This is a genomic window from Paenibacillus sp. GQ49, from assembly GCF_059759055.1.
This window is the reverse complement of sequence record NZ_JCAXEL010000001.1, coordinates 676,746-699,409: the sequence shown is the minus strand read 5'-3', so window position 1 is coordinate 699,409 and position 22,664 is coordinate 676,746. Positions and strand designations below refer to the sequence as shown.

20 protein-coding genes are annotated in these 22,664 nt (G+C 42.5%); 18 read left to right on the top strand and 2 right to left on the bottom strand.

Translation table 11 applies throughout. The features are described from left to right. Position 1: 1 nt before the first annotated feature. The 8 genes from AC6CIF_RS03220 to AC6CIF_RS03185 all read left to right on the top strand — a co-directional run bounded on the left by AC6CIF_RS03220 (position 2) and on the right by AC6CIF_RS03185 (position 10,244). Positions 2–1,120, top strand: a complete 1,119-nt coding sequence (locus tag AC6CIF_RS03220; protein ID WP_498197854.1) for a discoidin domain-containing protein — start codon at positions 2–4, stop codon at positions 1,118–1,120. Further along, the gene (locus AC6CIF_RS03215) at positions 1,120–2,880 is read left to right on the top strand and encodes a hypothetical protein (protein WP_498197852.1); all 1,761 of its coding nucleotides are present in this window, start codon (positions 1,120–1,122) and stop codon (positions 2,878–2,880) included. Before AC6CIF_RS03220 ends, AC6CIF_RS03215 begins: the two co-directional genes overlap by 1 nt. A gap of 65 nt (positions 2,881–2,945) precedes the next feature. Further along, on the top strand, positions 2,946–4,085 hold the full coding sequence (locus AC6CIF_RS03210; RefSeq protein ID WP_498197850.1) for a discoidin domain-containing protein: 1,140 nt from the start codon (positions 2,946–2,948) through the stop codon (positions 4,083–4,085). 60 nt (positions 4,086–4,145) lie between these two features. Beyond that, on the top strand, positions 4,146–5,273 hold the full coding sequence (locus AC6CIF_RS03205) for a hypothetical protein (protein WP_498197848.1): 1,128 nt from the start codon (positions 4,146–4,148) through the stop codon (positions 5,271–5,273). Between the two features lie 484 nt (positions 5,274–5,757). Further along, positions 5,758–7,353, top strand: coding sequence for a hypothetical protein (locus AC6CIF_RS03200; protein ID WP_498197847.1), 1,596 nt, complete (start codon positions 5,758–5,760; stop codon positions 7,351–7,353). A gap of 23 nt (positions 7,354–7,376) precedes the next feature. Beyond that, positions 7,377–9,323, top strand: a complete 1,947-nt coding sequence (locus AC6CIF_RS03195; RefSeq protein ID WP_498197845.1) for a CBM96 family carbohydrate-binding protein — start codon at positions 7,377–7,379, stop codon at positions 9,321–9,323. A gap of 145 nt (positions 9,324–9,468) precedes the next feature. Then, positions 9,469–9,729: a hypothetical protein gene (locus AC6CIF_RS03190; protein ID WP_498197844.1), complete on the top strand. Its 261-nt coding sequence runs from the start codon at positions 9,469–9,471 to the stop codon at positions 9,727–9,729. A 212-nt stretch (positions 9,730–9,941) separates the two neighbouring features. Beyond that, positions 9,942–10,244 carry a YunC family protein gene (locus AC6CIF_RS03185; protein ID WP_017689545.1) on the top strand — a complete coding sequence of 101 codons (303 nt, stop codon included), beginning with the start codon at positions 9,942–9,944 and terminating at the stop codon, positions 10,242–10,244. A 134-nt stretch (positions 10,245–10,378) separates the two neighbouring features. On the opposite strand, the gene mtnA is transcribed toward AC6CIF_RS03185, so the two are convergent. Together mtnA and mtnK are read right to left on the bottom strand one after the other, a co-directional pair. Continuing rightward, a complete protein-coding gene (mtnA, locus tag AC6CIF_RS03180) occupies positions 10,379–11,452 on the bottom strand; it encodes an S-methyl-5-thioribose-1-phosphate isomerase (protein ID WP_498197843.1) in 1,074 nt (357 codons plus the stop codon). A gap of 23 nt (positions 11,453–11,475) precedes the next feature. After that, positions 11,476–12,693: an S-methyl-5-thioribose kinase gene (mtnK, locus tag AC6CIF_RS03175; protein ID WP_498197842.1), complete on the bottom strand. Its 1,218-nt coding sequence runs from the start codon at positions 12,691–12,693 to the stop codon at positions 11,476–11,478. A 297-nt stretch (positions 12,694–12,990) separates the two neighbouring features. Here mtnK and AC6CIF_RS03170 point away from each other — a divergent pair, with 297 nt between their 5' ends. From AC6CIF_RS03170 to AC6CIF_RS03125, 10 genes are all read left to right on the top strand, one after another. Next, positions 12,991–13,452: a Dps family protein gene (locus tag AC6CIF_RS03170; RefSeq protein ID WP_076209133.1), complete on the top strand. Its 462-nt coding sequence runs from the start codon at positions 12,991–12,993 to the stop codon at positions 13,450–13,452. 126 nt (positions 13,453–13,578) lie between these two features. Beyond that, positions 13,579–14,154 carry a DUF1802 family protein gene (locus tag AC6CIF_RS03165; RefSeq protein ID WP_498197841.1) on the top strand — a complete coding sequence of 192 codons (576 nt, stop codon included), beginning with the start codon at positions 13,579–13,581 and terminating at the stop codon, positions 14,152–14,154. Positions 14,155–14,533: 379 nt separating this feature from the next. Next, positions 14,534–15,316, top strand: a complete 783-nt coding sequence (gene sufC, locus AC6CIF_RS03160) for a Fe-S cluster assembly ATPase SufC (protein WP_076209131.1) — start codon at positions 14,534–14,536, stop codon at positions 15,314–15,316. Positions 15,317–15,341: 25 nt separating this feature from the next. Continuing rightward, positions 15,342–16,646 (top strand): Fe-S cluster assembly protein SufD, encoded by a 1,305-nt coding sequence (gene sufD, locus AC6CIF_RS03155; RefSeq protein ID WP_498197839.1) that lies wholly within the window; start codon positions 15,342–15,344, stop codon positions 16,644–16,646. Continuing rightward, positions 16,643–17,863, top strand: a complete 1,221-nt coding sequence (locus tag AC6CIF_RS03150; protein ID WP_498197838.1) for a cysteine desulfurase — start codon at positions 16,643–16,645, stop codon at positions 17,861–17,863. The genes sufD and AC6CIF_RS03150 overlap by 4 nt, the downstream gene beginning before the upstream one ends. Continuing rightward, the gene (sufU, locus tag AC6CIF_RS03145) at positions 17,853–18,284 is read left to right on the top strand and encodes a Fe-S cluster assembly sulfur transfer protein SufU (protein ID WP_017689537.1); all 432 of its coding nucleotides are present in this window, start codon (positions 17,853–17,855) and stop codon (positions 18,282–18,284) included. The genes AC6CIF_RS03150 and sufU overlap by 11 nt, the downstream gene beginning before the upstream one ends. Before the next feature lie 20 nt (positions 18,285–18,304). After that, entirely contained in the window at positions 18,305–19,702 is a 1,398-nt protein-coding gene (gene sufB, locus AC6CIF_RS03140) for a Fe-S cluster assembly protein SufB (RefSeq protein WP_076209130.1), read from the top strand. A 301-nt stretch (positions 19,703–20,003) separates the two neighbouring features. Next, positions 20,004–21,353 carry a jacalin-like lectin gene (locus tag AC6CIF_RS03135; protein WP_498197836.1) on the top strand — a complete coding sequence of 450 codons (1,350 nt, stop codon included), beginning with the start codon at positions 20,004–20,006 and terminating at the stop codon, positions 21,351–21,353. 207 nt (positions 21,354–21,560) lie between these two features. Then, entirely contained in the window at positions 21,561–22,280 is a 720-nt protein-coding gene (locus AC6CIF_RS03130; protein WP_498197835.1) for a M23 family metallopeptidase, read from the top strand. 150 nt (positions 22,281–22,430) lie between these two features. Continuing rightward, the gene (locus AC6CIF_RS03125) at positions 22,431–22,571 is read left to right on the top strand and encodes a hypothetical protein (RefSeq protein WP_017689533.1); all 141 of its coding nucleotides are present in this window, start codon (positions 22,431–22,433) and stop codon (positions 22,569–22,571) included. Positions 22,572–22,664 lie beyond the last annotated feature (93 nt).

Genomic DNA, 22,664 nt, shown 5'->3' with positions numbered 1-22,664 from the left:
TATGGCAGTTCCAGCAACGACGGGGCAATTGAGAACAAATATAGGAGATATGGAGATTGGCGATTATATTTCATGTAGTGCTATACGTTTAGGAACAATAAGCGCATCAACAGCATTTTATGATCTTGGTTATCCCAATTCAAATGAAGTAGCTTTGACTGGATTTGATGCAACCACTCAACAAACTGGAGTTTTTTATCTTGTCAAAGTTAATAAAGGCATTCTTGTGGCTGACCGAGTTGTTTTTAATATGGTAAGTTGGGATTTGCTTAATGCAAGAGGGCTGATAGAAGGTTATGCGAATTGGAATCCATTCGTTTTAACTCCAAAGATGACTAGCAATATTGCTCCTCATGGGGAAGCAAGTGCAAGTTCAGAAATAAGTACAAGGCAAGCTTACCAAGCTTTTGACAAAGTATATACTGGAAATAAATTTTGGCAAGCAAATGCAGCTACAGGGTGGATTCAATATAAATTTTTAGAAGGAAAAAGAGTGTCTAAGTATAGTTTGACTGGAATTGATACAGGACAATTCTCTTTACAAATCAATCCTAAAGATTGGACGCTTGAAGGTTCAAATGATGGTTCTAATTGGACAGTGTTGGATACAAGAGTTGACGAAAGTTTTACAACATTAGAGAAAAAAATATGCACCTTTAATAACACCGAAAAATTTACTCACTACCGTTTAAATATAACCAAGAATAATGGTATGGCTGGCTATGTTGCTCTAACTGAATTAGAGTTGATGGATAATATTGTTGGAACATTTCGAAGTCTTACAGGTGGAATTGCTTTTGCTGATTCGGATGGTAAAAAGTCTGCTTCAAAAACAGATTTGAATTTTGGCGCTTGGCCTAAAATCAACGAATGGGACAAGTACATTGTTAATTTCCCTATGGGTAAAATTCAAGCTGGCAAAACTCTAGACGATGTTTTTCACTGGAAAAACGTTTATTCATTTACACAGGACACTCCAGAGTTAAATATATCTTTCAGTGTTTCTAATTACAGAATGCCAAGAGGATCGACTACACCTCAAGGTACCTTAATATTACCTGCGGCATCAATCCATACAATATATGGGTATCGTCCTGTATTTGAATATAAGGAGGTGTAATGATGGCAACTGTAGGACAGCAATTACCAAAGCCCCAAACAGGATGGAAAAGATCCAATGCAATTTCCTCAGCAATTTCTTATGTAGGAACTTGGGAGAGATTTGAAACAACTATAGGCTCCTATCAGTTTACTGATAATGTTGGTATGTTCTCTATCACAGCAAACGATACAATGAAATTTAACTTTACTGGTAAAAAACTTATTTTGAAAGCATATGGAAATAATGATACAAGTGGATTTGTACTAATACTTGATGGAGTGAATCAGGGGAACATTAAGACTGCTTACGGAACTCCATCTACTGTGGTCGTTTATGAAAAAGACGATTTGGAAGATCGTGAACATAGCGTTGAAATAAAAGTCTTACCCTATACATCCGTTTCAGGGGCAACTAGGACAAGACTTTTGTTTGACTCCATTGATATTGATCAAGATAGGGATCTTGGATTGGTAAGACCAGTGGTAGGATCTCGATTAACAGCGCCAGAATCAGGATGGAAGAGATATGATGACAATATTTCCTCAATTAAATATGTTGGAAGTTTCACTAACGGTGCTGGTACAGGTGCATACAACGGGTACTCTAATTACACATCAATGATAGGCGACAAAATTGTCTTTGATTTTGAAGGAACTAAGCTAAGAATTATTGGAGCACGTTATACCAATCGAAGTGATTTAATTGATATTTACGTTGATGGAAAGTTGCATGGAACTCATTCACAACTAGGATCAGAACTTGCACAAGTACTTCAGGTTGAAATTGTGGGATTACCGAAATCAAGACATCGAGTAGAAATGGTGAATAAATCCAGTGGATCAACGACTACTTTTATGGCTCTTGATGCCGTAGATATAGACTCAGATGGTCGGTTATTTCATCCAGACGAAGTGACAAGTATTACTGAACTTGAAGTTGGTAAGCGTATTAGATGTAACTATGTTTCGAATACCGCTGGTGTGGCAGGAGAGTTTAAAAATATAGGAAAACAAACATCTGACTTTATATCAGCAACATCTGTTCCAAGTGTGCCTAATGGTGACTTCTATTTCATTGTTGCTGATGCATATAATGGAAAGAAAATTTTAATTGCAGACAGGAACATTCAATCCACAATTTCATGGGATGCATTGAACAGTAGTGGTCTTGTATTTGGCGTTCAAAAGGAATTGGGAGAGAAGAATTATAACTTTCTTTATCGATTACTCAGAGGCGGTATCAACGCAACGGATAAGGATAATGAGTGGGATAAATATATTGTTAGCTCTACGCTGAATGGAGCAATCATTGCTGGAAGCAATGGTGTATGGAATTGGAGTGGAACCACTAGAAGTTGGACTTCTACTACTTACCCTTCTTTTACTGACAGAAGAGTTCAAAGAGGTGGAACATCCGCAGATGCTTTCATAGCAAACAACAACGGAAGTATAGCAACAAACACAAGTTCAACCGCTACTGGATATAGACCATTAGTGGAACTAGAAACTTTGCCAATGTTTAAATCCTTCGTCAAACATGATGGAGCCTATAAAAGGCTTGATACTGTAACTTTAGAATGGAATACAATTTCAGCAACTTTACCATCAGAAGACACTTTTATTAATGACGGAATGGATGATCTATCTGTATTAGATAGGAAAAAAGAAGATTTCGTTCAAACTATGACTTCCAATGGATCACTAGGATTAGGTAAGTTGTTCAACAGTAGTGTCGATCTGAATAAGTACTTTGAAATAACAAATGTAATTGTGAAGTAGGGCTTGAATGCTCTACTTCTATTTGTTTATAGAATAATGATTTTAACTAGAAGGGAGATGGTTGTGTGGCGAAGTATAGATACTATAGATTATTTGCGATAGACAATTATGGTGGAGGATCTATTGGAGTATCAGAAATAGAGATGTTTAAATCGGGAGAAAGTGTCGATGCAACGAACTCTTTAAACTCATCAGCATTTACAGCATCATCTACTTACGATGCAAGTCACCTAGCACCTAAAGCGTTCGACAACGTATTTAATGCAAATAATACAGGATGGTTTTCTGCCAACGGCTCCAAAACAGACCAATGGATTCAAGTTGATTTTGGTGATCTCGTCCAAATATCAGCTTTGAATTATCAGAGCGATTCTCTCTCATCTGGAGTATATGGCATAAAAAACTACAGAGTCGAAGGAAGCCTAAATGGTTCTTTGTGGACTACATTAACGTCAGGAGTTTTCACTCAAGGTACTACTATTCAATCCATTAGTTTTAATATTACTCATGATAAAATCTTACTTTCGTCTGGTAATAAAACATATTCGTTAATAAAAAGGATCTCAAATAATTTGATTCCAATCATGACTTCCAACACTACTCCATCGGGTGTTGCAAGAGCAAGTAGTATCTACAGTTCTAATTACAGTGTTTGGAAGGCATTTGACAGATTAGATGACCAATATCCTTGGGCATCAACATCAAAAACTGGCTGGCTGGCATATGAGTTTTCAAATCCTTTAGCTATTGCAAAATATACTCTACTAGCTAACAGCGCAGATTTAACTCAAGCACCAAAATCATGGACATTTGAAGGTTCTAATGATGGAATATCATGGGTTGTTTTAGACAGTCAAACTAATCAGGTTGGATGGCAATCTGGAGTGAAAAGAGAATTTGCAATTAATAATAAAAATTATTTCACTCAATATAGGGTAAACGTGATAGATAACAATGGAAGCACTCTTTTATCTATCAGAGGTTTTGGAATGTATAATTATATTAATTCATGTAAATTGGCTATCATCTCTAATAAATCAGAACAAACTTTCATTAAATACGGTATGGATTTATCAGTTGATTTTGACCTGTTCAACGGAGTTATGTCTATTGAATCAAATGGTATTACTTTAGGTACAGGTAAAACCTTGAAACACACAGTTGATATGTCAAAACGCCGAGTAGATAAGATTATGCTTGACTAATTTTATGAAGAACACATCTATATGGTGTGTTCTATTTTATTTTGAAAGGAGATGCTTGAATTGGCGATTTACATCAAGCTAGAAGTTACGGGATCACTAGGTGGAAGTCTAACTTATGAAACTTTTGATCTAGTACAATTTTTTGACAATAATAACAATTTGATTTTAATGAATAACTCCAATTTAGTTTCTCACAATTATATCAATAGGGCTACAGCTACAGACACAGCAAAGTGGTTTGTTCCTAGTGATGGCTATGTACCTTATGACACTCCAAGTAATAAAGGTGTTATTATACTTAAATTTCCATATGAAGAAAATGGTATAAAAAAAATTGTTGCCAAATCTTATTCAAATAATGGCGGTGCAACAAATATTGAAGTCTTTCATTCAAGTGATAATGAAACTAACTATACCTCTGTTGGTAAAATTATATTTACATCTATAAGTCAAACAAAAGAAATTGAGACTCGTATAGGTATATACATTAATAAGTTCTTGATTTCATCAGAAGACAATCACTATAGCATTACAAATAAATACAAAGATAATGTTATTCCTGCAATGACATCTAACACTACTCCATCAGGTGTTGTTGATGCAAGTTCGACTTACACAACATTTTATCCATGGAGAGCATTTGATAGAATTGTTGATCCAAATGGATGGGTTGCCGCTAGTGGAATTTTGCTGGGATGGTTAAGCTATGAGTTTCCTCAGGCCAAATTAATAACTGCATATTCTATTAAGTCTGGAACAACCCCAGTCAACAGACCTCCAAAAACCTGGACATTTGAGGGATGGGAAGGAACGAAATGGATTATCCTTGACACCAGAATAAATGAGCCTAACTTTACTGTAGAAGAGTTCCGTCTCTACGGGTTTAAGAATAAAGTTGGGTTCAAGAAATATAGAATTAATGTTACTGCCAACCAAGGCGCTGGAGACTTCTTGGCGATTGGTGATTTTGGCATGTATGAATCCGAAAGGTACATAACTTCCGTGGAATGTTCGGAAGTAAGTATTCTAGAACATGGGATGAGCAAAGGAATGATTATTGATTTGGAGGATGAATTCAGCGAAAGAAGGTCATTGGTTAAAGATAGTGAAAAAATTGGTTCAGGGAAAGTCTTCAAACAAAAAATTGACACTAACAAAATACCAATCAAAAAAGCATCAATCATTTAAATCAGTAAAATGAAATTGTTTAATTTACATTTAGAAAGGAGATGGGATTATGGCAAAGCTTGTGAATATCGTACCACCTATGACATCGTATACTTCACCTTCAGGGGTAGTAAGCTACAACGGTCAAAATGGTGCATATCACGCTTATAAAGCCTTTGATAGAAGTCAAGGTACGTTCTACGGAACCTATCGTGTCACTAATACATGGGTTTCTTACAGGTTTCCAACCTCTATAAAATTGGCAGGGTACTCGATATATTGCTTGGAAAACAACTCGCCACCTCGATCTTGGGTTCTGGAAGCAAGTAATGATGCAGTTACATGGGATCTAATTGACACAAGAAATGATTATGTAGTCGCATCATGGACAAACAATAGAAAAGTCACTTTCAATATCGCTCCCACTAAAGCCTATCTCAACTATAGAGTACGGGTAACAAGAAATAACACCTCTGAAGTAATCAATATCCATGAGATTGAATTTATGGATTGGGTCTATGACAATAAGTATTTAGTGCAAAATAGCTCAACCTACAAGTATTACGCAAGCGGACAATGGCAAGTGATTTCAGGTTCACCCACCGAGCAGGACTATTTAAACTATGGAATGGACGACATCTCCATCATACCTGAATTCGCATGGTCACAACTTCAAGGTGAAGTAGAACTATGTTACTACACCGACGACCCAACCAAAACAGAAGCATCCTTCAACATTGAAACCGAACCCTTCACCCTAGCGGAAGAATGGGAAGACAAAGAGATCAAAATCATTGAATACACCGATGACCCCAACCAAACCGAATCAACGATTACAATCGAAACCGAACCGTTTACCCTCTACGACGAGTTGGGTGACAGTGTGGATGTTCTATACTACACAGACGATCCATCCAAAACGTCAGCGGAACTAAATATCACGGCTAACTACTCCCCATTGGATGAACTTGAGGGAGATTTTGACGTGGTTACGTGGACGAATGATGAAGACGTAATTGCAGGTAATCGGGACATGATGCTAACGTATAACGCGCTACCGTTTGAGCAATTAATTGTGCAACCAACAGACATAGCGTTATATGGAGACGTTAGAAAGGTTGTCGCTACGAAAGTAACGGAGAACAGTCCGGAAGGTATATTAAGAATGGCTGCTTCGTTCGACTCGGGGCTGACATGGAAAACGTACCGTTTCAACAAGTGGTTCAATATGGATATCCAGGATACAACCTTATTCAAAAGAAAAGGAATGAATCTGGACACACTCAACGCGATCCCTGAAAAGGATCTAATAGATTTAACACGAATCGCTTATTACTTCGATAGCAGTAAGCATTATGAAAACAGCTATTCGCTGGACGAAGTGAAGATGATCGTTGATGCACCGCGTAATGCGGTGGAGTTTAGAGATATGTCACTGCAATTGTTAAACACCACTGCCACAATCGACCTAACCTTCTCTGGTAACAAACTTACAGGTGTGCTTGATGATGCAGACCAAGGCAAGGTGAAGTACCGCGTGTTGTTGAACGGTAAAACGTATTATCCGGCGGATGGCAATTTTACGCGACTAGCAGCTTCACCATTCAATATTGAACTCAATATTGACGAGAGAGATGTTAATTTTGGCGTTGAGAATACCTTGAAGGTTGAATTTCAGGACTATTGGGGTGCCATAGACTCTAGGGAAATCGAGTTTATCGGATCGTATTCAGGATTAATGTTCATGGACGAGTCGGGAGACTTTCTGTCAGATACCTTTGGTGGTATTTTGAAACAACTTGATTATGGTGTGATCATCGCCGGACAGACGACGTTAACGAAGAAAGTCAGAATCAAAAACTTGCTTGGATATGCTGTGGATCATGTATACCTGGAGATGGATAAGAAATTCGAAACGGACGGTGTTGACGTCCAATTATCCAGACAGGCCGACCCGTTTCTTCCGATCGATTATCTGACCTATGGTCTGATTCAACCGGAGGATAGCATCGATTTTTATATTCGTATTGCAACAGATATTCATGCCAAGCCGAATCCTAATGGTAATTTTGAAATGAAGGTCACAGCAGACCGTGTATAGCTCTCAATACAATGAGACAGGAAGTGAGTGAAATTAATAACGGGGAGACTCTATTAGATAGTTTTATACATATTAAAAGTCCGGAAAATCGTTTTGCAGCAAAGTATATCCTGTACAATCAAGTGGATGACGACCTGTCTTCGACTCTAATAGCTGCTACAAGAAAAGTGTCCGAGATTGTATCCAGTGTATCCGTACGTGTCAGACGGTCACAGGAATTGAGCAATTCGCTATATGTAATGTACAAGGCGCAAGGAGATCTGAGCGCAACCATTCAAGCGGCATCCAAAGTTGATCTTGAAGGCATGTTGTACGTTCGGCCACATAACCGTGCACACGGCAAATATGAATTACTTGAAGCACCGCGTGTAACTGTTAATCTTAAGCCTGTTGCTGATGCAACCACGCGAAGTCAAACTCACTTGCAGACGATCAACTTTGGTGATACACAGCGTATGATGATCGGTAGAGACGAGATGGAGCAATTCGAATCGTTTATACATTTCGGTGATTTGGATACCAGAATACCCGATTTGTTACATTTGGAAGAAGCTAAATTGAGGTTATATTACACAGGAACCCTGGCATCTGGAGCACACATTGAGCTGCATCAGCCTGATACATTGTGGCGTGAGTACGGGATTACGTATGCGAACAGACCTCAGTCCATTCAGCTCTTATCGTCCAGTTATATCATTAATAAAACTGAACGTTATGTTGAGTTTGATATGATGGTATTACTTCAAATGTGGAGAGAAGGTATTCTTTCAAATGTTGGAATGATTATTCAGTCTAGCGGTAACACGCCGATTTATTTCAACACTCGTGAGTCTTCCAAACCACCTGTTTTGCAGATCAAATATATCACTTCTCAGATCTATTCCATCGGTCGAACCGAAATTGAAAGTGAAGTTTTTATTTATGGTGCAGGTCGCAAGGATATTGCTTCAACGTTAGTTGTGCACAGTGATATTGGGCTGGATTGGCTCAAATCTCAGTTGTACGTCCACCGCTATGAGGATCACATGCATCATGATATACCTCAATTAATCGCGGTCAGTCGTCCGGACCTGGGTGTAGATCTGATAATAGCTAAACGTATAGATGCGGAACTGGATTCGAACATTTCTATTGCTGAAAGTAGGACAGAAGAGAAGGAAACATGGGTTGCTGTTTCTAAACCCGAGCTTCATTCGCAGTTCATTACTGCTATACGAACAACTAAGGATACAGACGGTAATCTTGCCGTTAGAACAGGTCTGGACGACGAAAAAACTGTAGAAATCACAGTGTCTCATCCTGACTTGCCTTCAGTTATTACGGTAGATAGACAAATGTCTCTGGTCAGTACGTTAACGATATCACAGTTGTTCGATGATGGACGGGATACGAGTTTAATTGTGTCCATACCTGATCTTCATGCTTCATTAGAAGTCTCCGATTATATAAAAACAACTTCAACGTTGGGGTCTTTGCTTACGGTTATGTACGACGATGATTCTACTGTGATTTCGGAGATTATGGTTAATAAGCCTGATCTGAATAGTATTCTTCAAGTCAGAGCATTAGATCATGATGAGAGGGCAGGCAGTCTCGAGATTCCTTATCTGGAAGAACAGCCTGGGCAATTATATATCTCCAGACCTGATGTATTTTCCAGCATTGAAGTCAAGTATATGGATGTTTTGGATAGCCACATTAGTATCAAGGAAAGAGAATACTTGGATGGCTATCTTCAGGTGCGAGAGTGGAAGGATATGCAGTCTACAGTAGATGTGAGACAGATTGTCGATATGGCTACTGAAGTGACAATTTCCAAGCCTGATCTGGCCGCGTATGTCTTACCAAGAGTTATTGCGAATGAAGAGTTAGATTCGATCACAAGTATCCGTAAACGGGATGCCAGTGATTTAGTGACCACAATAATTGTGAAGAGTCTAGGGAATCAAGCTTATTTTTACATTTTATAAAATGAGTACATCATCAAAGAGGGCGTTGGCCCTCTTTTTTTTGCGTTTAAGCTTTGCCCAACTCTAAGCATCTGTACTTTATTGTGTAACAGTCATCTTCTCATTATGATACAATGTGTTCATCACATATTAAGGAATGAAGACCATGCGTCAAGAGGACAGTGTATTTGAACAGATTATGAAGCAGAAAAGATTGAAGCCTATCAAGCCTGAAATTACAAAAGTCCAAGTTAAACCATTACATAAAAAGAAACTAGCTCAGGAGCAATTAAGTGAATTGGATGTCCAGTTCAAAAAGTCGGTAGCTGAATCAATAGACCGCAATGTACTTCATAGACGTGTACTGGGAATTAAAAGAGAGTTAACGGAGATAAGGCGATTAAAGAATGATGAGCATACGTTTTAAAGTAGACCCACTTTGGCTCACCTTAGGTGAGGGTCTTTTTATATTTCAATGAAGCATAGTTCTACTATCTAAATCTGCGAAGAGAATTACCAACAATATATTTGAACTGTAAGTACCTACATTTTCTCAAACACGGCAGGTGTCCACACGACAATCCAGAATGAGGCATACAATTATCGTGACCTGTGGAAGAGGAGGTGGATCGGGAAATTATGGTGACGATGGAGCCCATTGTAGTTGGAGAGCATGTATTGGTAGGGGTAGAAGTCAAGCTGCCCAAAACAACGTTGTTGACCATTAACACATCCAAAGGATATATCATGTGCGGAGCACTCGACGTGGGATTACTTAATGAGAAGCTCGGGGATCGCAAAATTATTGCAGCTCGGGCGGTTGGTGTGCGTACACTGGAGCAATTGTTGCATGCACCTATGGAGTCGGTGACAACAGAGGCCGAGGCCATGGGCATTACGGTTGGCATGACAGGTGTAGAGGCTTTGTTGAAAATGATCTAATCAAGCTAAAGAAGGGCTCCCCGTATGGGAAGCCCTTCTTTAGCGTCGTAATGCAGAGGCTGGCACATCAGTAGCCACTAGCTCTATACACGACACTCTCTTCTTGAATACTCTTCTTGAATACTCTTATTAAATTAAGCTTCTTCCTTCGCGAACAAGGCAGCCAGATTTTCTTGGAAAGGTGCGCGAACAACGCCTTTTTCCGTGATAATAGCTGTTACATATTCGTTAGGCGTTACGTCAAATGCTGGATTGTATACTTTAACACCTTGCGGTGCTGTACGTTTGCCAAATCCTTCAGTTACTTCCTCCGCAGCACGTTCCTCAATTGGAATCAGGTCGCCGGATGGAGTGGACAAGTCGATAGTCGACAATGGGCTCGCTACATAGAACGGAATATTGTGAGCTTTGGCAAGTACAGCCACGCTGTATGTTCCGATTTTGTTAGCTACGTCACCATTGGCAGCAACACGATCTGTTCCGACGATAACGGCTTGAATCCAGCCTTTGGACATCACCATGCCTGCCATGTTATCACAGAGCAGCGTAACGTCAATGCCGGCTTGCTGTAACTCAAATGCAGTCAGGCGTGCACCTTGAAGTACGGGACGAGTCTCGTCTGCAAATACTTTCAGGTGAATGCCACGTTCCTGTGCGAGATACATTGGAGCAGTAGCCGTACCATATTTCGCAGTAGCCAGTCCGCCTGCATTACAGTGAGTGAGTACACCCATACCATCTTCGAACAAAGGCAGTGCATTCTCGCCGATCATGCGGCATACTTCTTCATCTTCCTTCTGAATCAACAGAGCTTCTACTTCAAGAGCATCATTGCCCTCATCCAGGTTCAAGCCGGATTCAACGACCTCATTTGCTCTTTGCATCATGCGATCCAGTGCCCAGAACAAGTTCACCGCTGTTGGTCGGGAAGTAGCCAGATGAGCACATATGGATTTTACGTGATCCAACCAACCTTGAACGGTTGTTCCGTCATATGATTTGGCACCCAATACAACACCAAATGCAGCAGCAATACCAATCGCCGGAGCACCGCGTACTTTCATGGAGTGGATGGATTCCCATACTTCCTCGGGTGTATACAGTTTCAACATGAGGATCGTTTCGGGCAGCAGACGCTGGTCAAGCATTTCAAGCTTGTCCTTTTTCCAGATGAGAGAGGACAGAGGCTGATAATCAGGGGTTGTCATGGGTGGTTCCTCCGTTCCTTATGTTAAGCCTTAGTAGTAGTAACAGCTGTGGATACAATATCCAGTACTTCGCCGATGGTATTCAAGCGACGGTTGTTCTTGATCAATGCTTTACCAATGGACAATGCTTTACGCTGAGCATGTTCACGTTCAGTCGCATTTGGAATGGTATCAATATCCGCCACGTGAGCGAGTCCCACGATACGACGAACCATTTTGGCACCTGCAAAGCCGATCGAATCTCTGAACAATTGTTGCACATATAGATCCTGATACCCCGACGTTTTTGCCATCGGATCAACGAGGTCATTAACCCAGAGGGCACGGAAACGAGATTCGAATTCAGTCCATACATCACGAACCATATTCAGCAAAAGCGTTTCACGCTCACGCAAAGCAGTCTCATCTTGAATCCATCCTGGCAGGGATGCGTAATTCAAGAGCAGGTTCGCGAGGACTGCACCAACATCGAATCCCATGGGGCCGTAATATGCAAATTCGGGATCGATGACTTTGGTTGATTCAGGTGTAACAAAAATACTTCCTGTATGCAGATCTCCATGAAGCAGTGCCTGCCCATGTGTCAGGAATTTTTCCCGCAGCAAGGCCACTTCAAGGTGAAGCTCTCCATCGGAACGAAGCGCTGCAGCTTCATCTTCAATGGAAGCGTCATAATTATTTTTCTCAGCGATCCGGTAGGGTTCATCAAAGATCAGATCCTCCGTTATTTTGCATTGGTCCGGATTAATGAATCTGCCCTGTTGTTCCTTCTTCAATTGCTGATCCATGCCCAAGTCTGATGTGAAGAACAGCGTTCTTGCCATGAATTCCCCAATATGCTGTGCAAAAAGAGGATAGGTAACACCTTCGATCAGGCCTTTGCGCATGATCACATGATCACTTAGATCTTCCATAACCGTTAACGCGAGGTCATCATCGTAATGATACACTTCGGGTACCATCCCTGGACACAGACGATACTCTTCCTGCAGAATCTCACGTTCAATGCGGGCACGTACCAGAGAGAGTGGCCATGATTCTCCAACCACTTTCGCATAAGGAAGCGCCTGTTTGATAATGATACTTTTATCGGAGTTCTGATCCGTGATGTGGAATACCAAATTCAGATTGCCATCGCCGATCTCGTGACAATCCAGATTCGCATCTGCCGCAAATGGACCCGGTAATGTTTTGGCCAGTTCAATTGCATCCTGGGGGGTAAACGGGCGATATTGGGACAAAGGTGCCACCTCCATATATATGAAGAAACAGGAAAACCCACTTCTTTGCTTGGTATATGTCAGTATATCGGAAATAACGCGGTTTTTGAACTTTTTTTTGAGACAAGTCAAGTTGATCCTGATTCGAACTTCCTGTTCAAGGGTAAAAACAAATAGGCCGGACAGTTGAGAGAAACACTGTTCATAAGCCTCTCCGCTACCAAGCGGTGACACATTGTTAACTCTCTGTTATGCATTGCGGGACAACCTGCTTATAACGGCATGACAGACTAATTTTAAATAAAGGATGGGATTAATATGGCTACAAAAAACAAAACAGATCAAGCAAAATCGGTGGAACAAGTACTTAATCGTCAGGTAGCTAACCTGAACGTATTGTATGTTAAAATCCATAACTACCACTGGTACGTTAAAGGACCCAACTTCTTCACGTTGCATGTGAAATTCGAAGAGTTCTACAACGAAGTTACAGTACAAATGGATGAAATCGCAGAGCGTATCCTTACGCTGAAAGGTAGCCCGGCGGCTACAATGAAAGAGTATTTGGAGCTTTCCTCTATCCAGGAAGCAGCAGGCGGAGAAGACGCAAAAACAATGGTGCAAAACCTGATCGAGGACTTCGCTACACTTTCGAATGAATATCAGGAAGGTATCGATGTTGCAGATGCAGCTGAGGATCAACCGACATCCGATATGCTCACAGGCTTCAAGGCGGACCTGGAGAAACACATGTGGATGCTTCGTTCTTTCCTGGGTTAATATAGCCAAGATTTTGCCTAATACAAGTGGGTCTCTTACGTAAGCTTTCTGAGCTCGGATCTTTGTTGTCAGAAACGCCCTGAGCGTCTATACTGCTGACAAGAACGATAGGGGAGGGAACCGCTTATGTTAGAACCAACGATACCGGCTTTAAAAGAATGGGCTTCTGCAATCAAAGCACTGGAAACGGGTCGCCAAATTATGGTGATGCGCAAAGGTGGAATCGTAGAGGAAACCCGACATTTTGAGCTGAAAAGTCCGGCGTTTTACCTGTATCCGACTTATGAACATCAGCGTAAAGAACTGATTAAGTCCTCGGATCAATCCTATGTTGAAGAATCACTGGCCGAATGGGTGCCCGAAGCTTCGACAATCCGTATTACTGCATATGCCGAAGTAACGCAGGATCTGGAGATACGAGATCAGGAGATGCTGGATCGACTTCTTGACTTTCATATGTGGACAGCGGATTTTGCTGAAGATCGTTTGAAATGGAAACGCAAAGATCCGCTCCATGTATTGATTTTACGTGTGTACCTTTTGAAAGAACCGATGGAAATCCCCGTACTGCCTGAATATAACGGTTGCCGTTCATGGATTTCTATTCCGAATGGTCCGATGCCGCGCGAAATGACGCCGGTGGTGGACGTTGCGGATTTTGACGAACAGGTACAGAAGATTAACGAGATGCTCAAATTGTAAATAGTAACGTTATTTAACGGAGGGACTTGTCCATGATATGGATAAGTCCTTTTTTTAGATTAGTGTACAGCAGATGACATAAAAGCTTGAATTGCTGTGATTTTTCTCACTGTACATTTGTGAGTAAGATGTTTTCTAATTTGATTCAATTTGTCTTTTAATATAGAATCAGAAAGAATAATGTTTCCTGCATGGGACAAACGTTCTTAGGAAATGACTTGATTATCATTGAGAATCAGTTTAGAATTATTCTAAAGTGTTCTTGCTTTGAAAGATTCAAGTACAGGAGAAATTCAGGGGAAGCCCTGTTCAGATATAATAGGCGCTTTTTCTTTTTCGACAACAACATCAATTTAATCAATGGAGGGAAACAATACACATGGCTACGAATTTCGTCATTGAAGGTCTGAAAGCGACGATCGAAGGTAAGGAAATCCTGAAAGGCATCAACCTGGAAATGAAAGGTGGAGAAATCCACGCAATCATGGGACCAAACGGAACAGGTAAATCCACTCTGGCTTCTGCACTGATGGGCCACCCTAAATATGAAGTAACAGACGGTACAATTACACTTGATGGTGAAGATGTATTGGACATGGCTGTAGATGAGCGCGCACGTGCAGGTCTTTTCCTGGCTATGCAATACCCAAGTGAAATTGCAGGTGTTACGAACTCCGACTTCTTGCGTAGTGCAATTAACGCACGTCGTGGCGAAGGTAACGAGATCTCCCTGATCAAGTTCATTCGTCAAATGGAAGGTAAAATGAAAGAACTCGACATGAACCCTGAGTTCGCTCACCGTTACCTGAATGAAGGTTTCTCCGGTGGTGAGAAAAAACGTAACGAGATTCTGCAAATGATGCTGCTTGATCCGAAAATCGTAGTACTTGATGAAATTGACTCTGGTCTGGACATCGATGCTTTGAAAATCGTGGCTGACGGTGTGAACGCTATGAAGAGCGATGATCGTGGCTTCCTGATCATCACTCACTACCAACGTCTGTTGAACTACATTACACCTGACTATGTTCACGTAATGATGCAAGGTCGTATCGTGAAATCCGGCGGACCTGAATTGGCTCACCGTCTGGAAGCGGAAGGGTATGACTGGGTAAAGGCAGAGCTGGGAATTACAGACGAAACTGTAGGCCAAGAAGCGTAAAGACAAAACGGAGGAGGATTAATTAATGACTACACAAACAATTCTTCCGGTTGAATCTGAAGCGCTTCGCGCCTTGTCGGAAAGCAACAATGAACCCGGCTGGTTGACCGAACAGCGGCTCGAAGCTTTAAAGCTTGCGAGCGGGCTTGCGCTTCCTAAACTGGAAAAACAAAAAATCGAACGCTGGAATGTCAGCGAGTACGGAACATATAAAACAAGTGAAGCCATTTCTTCTTTGACAGAAGTACCTGCTTCTATCAAAGATCTGGTTCAGGATCAAGCTGAAGGTAGTCTGGTTATCCAGCGCAATTCCGGTACGGTATACTCCAAGGTGTCTGCTGATCTGGCAGCAAAAGGAGTTATCTTCACGGATCTGGCTACAGCGGTTCGCGAACATGGCGATCTGGTAAAACAATATCTGAACACAGCGGTGAAAGCGGATGAGCATTCCCTCGCTGCATTGCATGCGGCACTTTGGAATGGCGGGGTCTTCCTGTATGTTCCGAAAAATGTCGAAATCGAAGTACCACTGCAAGCAGTGTTGCTTACGGATGACGCATCTGCAACGTTTGCACCTCACGTGCTTGTAGTTGCAGAAGCAAACAGTTCAGTAACTTATGTTGATAACTATGTATCTGGCGAATTGTCCGCACCTGTTTTCCATAATGGTGTTGTGGAAGTATTCGCAAAATCCGGTGCTAAAGTACGTTTCGCATCGGTTCATCAACTGAGTGTGAATGTAACCGATGTTTCATTCCGTCGTGCAGTGTTGGAGAATGATGCTTCCATCGAGTGGATTGTAGGCGAAATGAACGATGGCGACACAGCGAGCAACACGATGACCGTGCTGAAAGGCAATGGATCAAGTTCTGATTCCAAAGTCATCGCTGTAGGTTCCGGTTCGCAGAAAATCAACTACACCACAGAAGCTCGTCACTTCGGCAAGAATACGCCAAGCCAGATGATTACACGTGCAGTTATGCGTGAAGAAGCTTCTGCAATTATCAACGGCATCACGAAGATTGAGAAAGGCGCTACCAAAGCTGATGGACAGCAGACAGAGAAAGTGTTGATGCTGAGCCCTAAAGCACGTGGAGATGCGAACCCGATCCTCCTTATTGATGAAGATGATGTAACAGCAGGTCACGCGGCTTCTGTTGGTCAAGTCAATGCCGAGCAGATTCATTACTTGATGTCGCGCGGAATTAACCGTACGGATGCCGAACGCCTGATCATCTATGGCTTCCTGGCTCCGGTGGTGGCGGATATTCCTCTGGAAGCACTGCGCACCCAATTGCAGTCCCTGATTGAGAAGAAGCTGGGACAATGAACCCGTCCATTCGCGAGCAGTTCCCGATCCTCCACCAGGAAATTAACGGACACCCGCTCGTATATTTAGATAGTGCTGCAACTTCACAGAAGCCTCGTGCTGTGATTGAAGCAGTCAAACATTATTATGAGTATGAGAACTCCAACGTACACCGCGGTGTTCATACCCTTGGAAGCCGTGCAACTGACGCCTACGAAGGCGCACGTGAGAAGGTAGCCAAGTTTATCAATGCCTCCCGTACACAGGAGATTATCTTTACCCGCGGGACAACGACAGCCCTGAATCTGGTGGCTTCATCATATGCCCGCGCCAATTGCAAAGAAGGCGATGAAATTGTTATCACGCAAATGGAGCACCATAGTAACCTGATTCCTTGGCAGCAAGTTGCCAAGGAGACAGGTGCAACATTGAAATACATCCCGCTTCAGCCTGACGGTCATATTGAATTGGCTGATGTCGAGAAGACGATTACGAACAATACTAAAATTGTAGCAATCGCTTATGTATCCAATGTTATGGGTCTGATCCATCCTGTGAAACAAATTGCTGAAATTGCACACCGCAATGGTGCTGTCATCGTTGTTGATGGCGCACAAAGCACACCTCACATGAAGGTGGACGTTCAGGATCTGGACTGTGATTTCTATGCATTATCCGGTCATAAAATGTGCGGACCAACCGGAATCGGTGCACTCTACGGCAAAAAGGCGCTGCTGGAGTCCATGGAACCCATTGAGTTCGGTGGTGAAATGATTGATGATGTGGGTCTGTACGAATCCAACTGGAAAGAGCTTCCCTGGAAGTTCGAAGGTGGAACCCCGATTATCGCAGGTGCGGTAGGGTTGGGAGCTGCCATTGATTTTCTGGAGCAGATTGGTATGGATGAGATCGCACATCATGAGAGTGTGCTGGCAGCTTATGCAACAGAACGACTGGCCGAGATCGATGGGTTAACCATCTATGGCCCAGCCAAGCGGCATGTGGGTGTTGTTACCTTTAATCTGGGGGATGTTCATCCGCATGATGTGGCAACTGTGCTGGATGCGAGTGGCGTAGCCATTCGTGCCGGACACCATTGCTGTCAACCGCTAATGCGTTGGCTTGAAGTTAGCTCAACAGCTCGTGCCAGCTTCTATCTATACAATAACGAACAAGATGTAGATCGGCTTGTCAGCGCCTTAATCCAGACAAAGGAGTATTTTGGCGATGCAACTTGATGATCTGTACAGACGTGTTATAATGGACCACTACAAAAACCCGCGTAACCGCGGAACATTTGATAATGACGCTGTCACGGTGAATTTGAACAATCCAACGTGCGGCGACCGGATTTCACTGCAAATTTTGCTGAAAGACGGAATCGTTCAGGAAGCCAAATATACGGGTGAAGGCTGCTCCATCAGCATGTCCTCTGCATCGATGATGACAGAGGCTGTCAAAGGCAAAACGATGGAGCAGGCACTCGATATCGCTAACCGTTTTTCCTCACTGATGAAAGGTGAAGAAGTCGATTTCGACGATTATGAAGATCTCGAAGCCCTATCCGGTGTGAACAAGTTCCCTGCACGCATCAAATGTGCCACTCTGGCCTGGAATGCATTACGCAAAGGGATTGACGAAGAGAACAAAGTACAATAACGATAGGGAGGTAGAGCAAGATGGCTAAAAAAGCACCAGAAATGGAAGAGTACAAATATGGTTTTCGCGACGAGCACAAATCCATCTTTCAAACCGGTAAAGGTCTGACTGCAGAAGTGGTTACCGAGATTTCCAAGATTAAGAATGAACCGGATTGGATGTTGGAATTCCGTTTGAAATCCTTGAAACAATTCGAAAAGATGCCAATGCCGAAATGGGGCGGAGATCTCGACGGATTGGATTTCAATGAAATTCAGTATTATGTGCGTGCTTCTGAAAAACAAGGTAAAACATGGGAGGAAGTTCCTTCCGAAATCAAGGAAACCTTTGATAAATTGGGTATCCCTGAAGCAGAGCAAAAGTTCCTTGCAGGTGTATCGGCTCAGTATGAGTCCGAGGTTGTATATCACAACATGCAAAAGGAATTGGAAGACCAAGGTGTAATCTTCATGGATACGGATACGGCTCTTAGAGAGCATCCAGAAATCCTGCGTGAATATTTTGCAACGGTTATTCCACCAGCAGATAACAAATTTGCTGCATTGAATAGTGCGGTTTGGTCCGGAGGAAGCTTCATCTACGTGCCTAAGGGCGTTAAATGTGAAGTGCCTCTGCAAGCCTACTTCCGGATCAACTCCGAGAATATGGGACAATTCGAGCGTACACTCATCATTGCCGACGAAGACAGCTTCGTTCACTATGTAGAGGGCTGTACAGCTCCAATCTACAGCACGAACTCACTGCATAGTGCGGTTGTTGAGATCATCTGTAAGAAAAATGCTCGTGTTCGTTACACAACGATCCAAAACTGGGCACCAAACATCTACAACCTCGTTACGAAACGTGCGGTTGCAGAAGAAAATGCAACGATGGAATGGGTCGATGGTAACATCGGTTCCAAACTGACGATGAAATATCCAGCGGTTGTACTGAAAGGCCGTGGAGCTAAAGGTTCCGTACTCTCCATCGCTGTAGCTGGTAAAAACCAGCATCAGGATGCAGGTGCGAAAATGATTCACTTGGCTCCGGATACAACATCTACGATCGTTTCCAAATCGATCAGTAAACATGGTGGTAAAGTAACGTACCGTGGTTTGGCTTCCTTTGGGCGTCAAGCTGAGGGCGCGAAATCCAACATCAAATGTGATACACTCATTCTCGATAATGAGTCCACATCGGATACAATTCCTTACAATGAAATCATGAATGATAACATCATGCTGGAGCATGAAGCTACAGTATCTAAAGTGTCTGAGGATCAGCTCTTCTACCTGATGAGCCGCGGTCTGACTGATGCAGAAGCAACACAGATGATTATCATGGGCTTCATTGAGCCATTCACGAAGGAATTGCCAATGGAATACGCCGTTGAGATGAATAGATTGATCAAATTCGAAATGGAGGGCTCCATTGGTTAATCCAATGCAGCACCTTTCGAATCCGTAAAGCTGAAGCTAGTTGCTGATGTTAAGCGTTAGATATAGTTTCATGTGATCGAATACCCTCTAGAGCAGACTCTTTAAAAAGTCTCTCTAGGGGGTATTTTTATTCAAAAAATCTGGGGATAACAGCGATCAGAAGGTTATTCCGTTATTGGAGTGGCAAGTGTAAATATTCTTTAGTTCAAATTGTATATTTACAAATGAATAGACCAGCGTTATTCTTCCATTAACGAATATTACATATATTTGAATAGATTCTAATATGAGGAGGGGTATGATGCGAAGAAGTATAGTTAAAAAAGGAGCAGCCCTGGTATTGTCTGCTGTTGTTGCCTTTACGAGCTCTCCGTTATTTTTATCAACGGCGAGTGCTGCAGAAGGTGGATCGGTATCGGGTTCATTCAAGGTACTTAGTTACAATGTAGGTGGCCTTCCGGAGCTGGTATCCAGTTCCAACCCCAAGGAGTACACCGTTCAGATTTCCCCCAAATTAAATGACTATGACATCATTAATGTGCAAGAGGATTTTAATTATCATAATGAGCTGATATCCCAAGTCACTCTGCCGTATTTGACGACAACAAGCGGAATTGCGGGTTTTGGTAGTGGGTTGAACAGTCTGTCCAAATATCCATTCCGTGACTTGAAGCGTGTAACCTGGGATAAGCGATCAGGTCTTTTTGACAATGGAAGTGATGAATTGACTCCAAAAGGATTTACAGCAGCTACATATGAGATCACACCTCAGGTGAAAGTGGACGTGTACAACTTGCATGCGGACGCAGGTAGCGATGATAAATCGCTTGAGGCCAGACGAGATAATATCAGACAACTCTCCAATTACATAAAGGAGCACTCGGACGGGAATGCGGTTATCGTATTTGGGGATACCAATACACGGTACACTCGTGCGGCTGACAATATAGAGTTGCTCATGTCTGAGAATGGTTTAAGAGATCCGTGGATCGATTTGATTCGTGGTGGGAGTATTCCCACTGATGGAGACGCCCTTATGGATGCAAGCAATTTAAATGGACCCAACTATGAGATCGTGGACAAAATTTTGTATCGTGGAAGTAAAGCGTTGTCCCTGAATGCACAGAGTTATCGGTTAGAAAATCAAACATTTGTTGACCCGAGTGGGAAGCAACTCTCCGATCATTATCCGATTACAGCGGAATTTGTGTACAGCACCTCTTCTCAGTACCAATTAAGTTCAACAATCGGAGGATCCGGAGGAACTGGATTTAATGACCTAAATCATATTCCGGATGCCAGACCCAGCTCCGTCGTGCTTAACTCGGGCAATCGTGTAGACGGCATTTCAACGCTGTACAGGGATGGAACGAACCTGGCACATGGTGGTCAATCCAACATTGCCACACTGAACCTGGCAGATGGAGAGTTCTTAACCGAGGCAACAATTGGTCAGGGGACACGTAATGGAGATAAACGGATCTTTTATGTGGAGCTGTCGACCAATCTTGGAAATAAAATTGAAGGCGGACAAAAGACATCGGATCAAATCAAACTTGAGGCACCAGCAGGGTGGTATATAGCCGGATTTTACGGAAGAGCAGGCCAGGAATTGGATCAGCTAGGGGTCATATACAGACCTCTGAATTAGGAGTGTATAATGGTTGAAATAAAAACATAGTATATGTAACTGATAGAGTGTTCATAATAGCATAGCGCGCCGCTTGGAATATACGTTGGAGACCATAAGGTTTCCCTAATGATATTCTGAGCGGTATTTTTGTGGAATAAAATAAGACCAATAGCACAAGCCATTTCATAGATTTAAGCATTTAATGATAGAAAAGGATGTGAGTGTATGAGCGTAAACCCCTTCGAGGGCTATCGGATTACAAGTTCATTCGGCTATCGAATTCATCCTATTCATGGTGGACAGACATTTCACCGTGGAATTGATCTCGTGACAGAGCCCTGGAATGGCCCTGTCTATGCCTTTATGGAAGGTAGGGTACGTTTTGCTTCCGAAGGAGTTACAGGCTCCGGATTCGGCGGTTACGGGCTTACAGTTGCCCTTCAAGATCATCGTGGCTACTTGCATTGTTATGCGCACCTTTCACGTATTGCTGTAAGCGTTGGACAGCAGGTGAAGCGAGGCCAGCTTGTCGGTAATCAGGGGAGCACAGGTCAGAGTACTGGTCCGCATGTACATTATGAGATTCGTAAAACAAGTGCACCATCTTACGGGTATACAGCCAGCGAAGAGGGTGTGACGGAACCGGGTGCGTATCTACAGGCCGAATATGGAACTGCATCTCAGGAACAGGAGGCTCCGCCGATGACCACTGAGCAGAAAAAAATGTTTGAATCCATGCAGAAAACGCTGGAGATTCAAGGGGGATGGATTCAGCAACAGGAGCAACTTTCCAATATGGATTGTCCCGCATGGGCGCAGCAAGCGTTTGATTATTATCGACCGTTTATTATGAACGACAAAGGCAGTTATGAATTTTGGAGATTACTTGTTATCATGTACCGCAAGGAAAAAGGCATCCAGGTTCATTCGGATTCCGACATATAGATCCCTGCAAAGAACAGGGAGTAACAAAAGGCTGATCCACTCAGGTAGATGCAGACAGACAACCATTTATCGAATGTTGCCTGTTCGCCCGGTTCATTCCAACGGAAACGTCATATGTTAGGGTATACCTGATGAAGAGGAGGCAATCACATGAGCGAAGTAGGATATGGCTGTGGTGGCAACGTAGGCGGAGTAGGCGGCGTTGGTGGATACAATATGTTCACAAACACTGGTGCAATCTTGGTACTGTTCATTCTGTTGGTTATCATCACAAAAGCATTCTGCGTGTAATCCAACATGATTGAATCGGAATAGACAAAAGGGAAGCCGATTACGGCTTCCCTTTTGTCATATGCCAACCTACGAGTTGGTAATTCAAGCTAC

Coding starts and splice junctions, on each gene's coding strand:
- AC6CIF_RS03220 (WP_498197854.1), top strand. CDS start 2: ATGGCAGTTCCAGCAACGACGGGGCAATTGAGAACAAATATAGGAGAT.
- AC6CIF_RS03215 (WP_498197852.1), top strand. CDS start 1,120: ATGATGGCAACTGTAGGACAGCAATTACCAAAGCCCCAAACAGGATGG.
- AC6CIF_RS03200 (WP_498197847.1), top strand. CDS start 5,758: ATGGATTGGGTCTATGACAATAAGTATTTAGTGCAAAATAGCTCAACC.
- AC6CIF_RS03190 (WP_498197844.1), top strand. CDS start 9,469: ATGCGTCAAGAGGACAGTGTATTTGAACAGATTATGAAGCAGAAAAGA.
- AC6CIF_RS03185 (WP_017689545.1), top strand. CDS start 9,942: ATGGTGACGATGGAGCCCATTGTAGTTGGAGAGCATGTATTGGTAGGG.
- mtnA (WP_498197843.1), bottom strand. CDS start 11,452: ATGACAACCCCTGATTATCAGCCTCTGTCCTCTCTCATCTGGAAAAAG.
- AC6CIF_RS03170 (WP_076209133.1), top strand. CDS start 12,991: ATGGCTACAAAAAACAAAACAGATCAAGCAAAATCGGTGGAACAAGTA.
- AC6CIF_RS03165 (WP_498197841.1), top strand. CDS start 13,579: ATGTTAGAACCAACGATACCGGCTTTAAAAGAATGGGCTTCTGCAATC.
- sufC (WP_076209131.1), top strand. CDS start 14,534: ATGGCTACGAATTTCGTCATTGAAGGTCTGAAAGCGACGATCGAAGGT.
- sufD (WP_498197839.1), top strand. CDS start 15,342: ATGACTACACAAACAATTCTTCCGGTTGAATCTGAAGCGCTTCGCGCC.
- AC6CIF_RS03150 (WP_498197838.1), top strand. CDS start 16,643: ATGAACCCGTCCATTCGCGAGCAGTTCCCGATCCTCCACCAGGAAATT.
- sufU (WP_017689537.1), top strand. CDS start 17,853: ATGCAACTTGATGATCTGTACAGACGTGTTATAATGGACCACTACAAA.
- sufB (WP_076209130.1), top strand. CDS start 18,305: ATGGCTAAAAAAGCACCAGAAATGGAAGAGTACAAATATGGTTTTCGC.
- AC6CIF_RS03135 (WP_498197836.1), top strand. CDS start 20,004: ATGCGAAGAAGTATAGTTAAAAAAGGAGCAGCCCTGGTATTGTCTGCT.
- AC6CIF_RS03130 (WP_498197835.1), top strand. CDS start 21,561: ATGAGCGTAAACCCCTTCGAGGGCTATCGGATTACAAGTTCATTCGGC.
- AC6CIF_RS03125 (WP_017689533.1), top strand. CDS start 22,431: ATGAGCGAAGTAGGATATGGCTGTGGTGGCAACGTAGGCGGAGTAGGC.